Here is a 2,421-nt window from a genome sequence, read left to right on the forward strand (position 1 = left end):
GCCGACATCATCCGCACCATTGTTGCGTTGGGGCGCTCGCAGAAAGTGGAAGTGATTGCGGAGTATGTTGAAACTCTGGAGCAACGCATGATGCTGGCGGACCTGGGATGTGACATTTTTCAAGGGTACTTCCACAGTCCCGCGCTGTCAGAGGGGCACTGCATTGCGTATTTCGCCAAGAGTCACACTGTGCAAGCAGAAGCGCATCGGGTTGAATGGGTCGAAATTTGACCCACAGGCCCGGGATTACCCTGTGCCACCTCAATGCCGGTTGCATCGCAGCAAACTATCCGTACTAGGTACTTTCCCCCGAACCCTCTAAGCCTTCATCGCGCTCGAGGCTAGGTCAAACCCTCATTCCAGCATTGGCAACAAGGCTGCATTTGCATTCATCAGTGTTTCTTATGAATTCCATAATAAATATTGCTTGGATCTGATGGGGGTAGCTCCCTACAGTGAGCCTCCATCGGCAATCTGTAGCGGGTACACACCATGACAAAAACAAGAACTGGCCTCGGGCCATCATTGGCTCGGCGGGCTGTGTTGCTGGCGGCTCTGTGCGAGGGCCTAGGCATCCGCACCGCAGGCGCAGCCACGGGGCTAAGCAATGGCTTGAAGCTGGCCTACCTGCCCAAGCAGATAAACAACCCGTACCACGTGATTCTGGGTGAGGGCGTGATGGAAGCAGCACGTGAACTGGGTGCACAGGCGCGCATGCTGGGGCCTACCAACGCGCAAGCACTGGCTCAGGAGCCTTTCATCCAACAGTTGATTGCAGAGCGTTTGAACGCCGTCATTCTGGCCGCGAACGAGACGGTGGCGCTGCTCCCCAAGGTGCGTGAGCTCAGCGCCTTGGGCACCAAGATCGTGGCGGTGGATGCGGACCTGGCTACGGACGCACGCGACCTGTTCATCAACCAGGCCAGCCAGGAAGGCGTAGGCCGCGCGCAAATGCAGCTCATGGCCAAGCTGATGGATGGGCAAGGCGAATTTGCCATTCTGTCCGCCAATGTCACGGCCAGCAACCAGAACGCCTGGATTTACTGGATGCTGCAAGAGCTGCGCCGCCCCGGCTACCAGAACATGAAACTGTCCAAGGTAGTCTATGGCAATGACGATCCAGTCAGGTCGCGCGAACAGTGCATGGCGCTGCTACAAAACCCCAACCTGCGCGGCATCATCTGCCCCACCACCGTGGGCATTCTGGCTAGCGCCGAGTACGTGGCCGCATCACCATTCAAGGGCAAGGTCCATGTTACCGGGCTGGGCACGCCCAACCAGATGCGTCCGTTTGTCAAAGACGGCACAGTGCAGGCCTTTCAGCTGTGGAACCCGGTGGACCTCGGCTACTTGGCCGCCTATGCGGCCGCCAGCCTGAGCAAAGGCTTGATCACCGGCAAAAGGGGAGAGACCTTTGCAGCGGGTCGGCTGGGCAACTACGTGGTGGGTGCCAAGGGCGAGGTCATTCTGGGTGCGCCCACAACCTTTGACACGTCCAACATCGACCGCTTCAATTTCTGAGGGTGCACACATGAGAATTCAGAACCAGATCATTGGCTTGGGCGCTGTGGGCGCGGTGTTTGTTGCTCTGGTGGGTTTGTCCGGTCTTGCTGCCACCAGGTCCATCCAGGGCGGGCTGGACGATGCCCTAGGTGCCAGCGTGTCCTTGAGCGAGAGCCAGACCGTAGGCACGCTGCTGGACTCGGTGCGGGGTGATGCCCAACTAGCTTTGTTTGCGGGCCGGCAGCGCAACCCGGACCGGCTGATGGAAGCCGAGAATGGTTTCAAACTGCATGCCAAGGCGTTCCAGGACGCGGTGACCAGCCTACAGGCGCGCGCACTACCAGCCAATGGCCAAGCCGCATTGCAAACCATTGCACCGCTGAGCACCAGCTACTTGCAGCAGGCGGCAAAGATTGTAGAGTTGTCGACCTCCGACATACCGCAAGCGGAAAGTCTGCTGGGCGATTTGCAGAAAACCTACGGACAGTTGACGGGTCCGGTGGCCACATTGGGGCAGGATATCTCTGCTGCTTCCGTGGCCGAAGTGGGGGCGGCCAAAACGACCATCGTGACGGCACAGCGCGCCGTGTTGCTGGCTCTGGTAGTAGCCGTGCTCATCCTGCTAGCGGCAGCCATCTGGCTGGCGCAGCAGATCAAACGCCCCATGCTGCACGCGGTGGAGGTGGCCGGCAACATTGCGCATGGTGATCTATCGGCTCCGGTGAGGGTGTTTGGCAGCGACGAGTTTGTGCACCTGTTCCGTGAACTACGCACCATGCAGAGCGGCTTCTCCGACATCGTGGCCCAGGTTAAGCAAAACTCTGAATCCGTCGCCACCGCCAGCGCCGAAATCGCCCAGGGCAACCACGACCTCTCTGCCCGCACCGAACAACAAGCCAGCGCCCTGGAAGAAACCGC

At 59.4% G+C, this 2,421-nt stretch carries 3 protein-coding genes; all 3 read left to right on the top strand.

The window, feature by feature from the left end; genetic code table 11:
- Nucleotides 1-231: EAL domain-containing protein (locus J2X15_RS21165; protein ID WP_310347017.1), on the top strand; the 231-nt coding region annotated here is incomplete at its 5' end.
- Between the two features lie 261 nt (nt 232-492).
- On the top strand, nt 493-1,521 hold the full coding sequence (locus tag J2X15_RS21170) for a rhamnose ABC transporter substrate-binding protein (RefSeq protein WP_310347020.1): 1,029 nt from the start codon (nt 493-495) through the stop codon (nt 1,519-1,521).
- Between the two features lie 10 nt (nt 1,522-1,531).
- A partial coding sequence (locus J2X15_RS21175; protein WP_310347023.1) for a HAMP domain-containing protein occupies nt 1,532-2,421 on the top strand: 890 nt, incomplete at its 3' end.

The sequence above is a fragment of the Rhodoferax saidenbachensis genome, assembly GCF_031457975.1.
Classification (GTDB): Bacteria; Pseudomonadota; Gammaproteobacteria; order Burkholderiales; family Burkholderiaceae_C; genus Allorhodoferax; species Allorhodoferax saidenbachensis_A.

Coding starts and splice junctions, on each gene's coding strand:
- J2X15_RS21170 (WP_310347020.1), top strand. CDS start 493: ATGACAAAAACAAGAACTGGCCTCGGGCCATCATTGGCTCGGCGGGCT.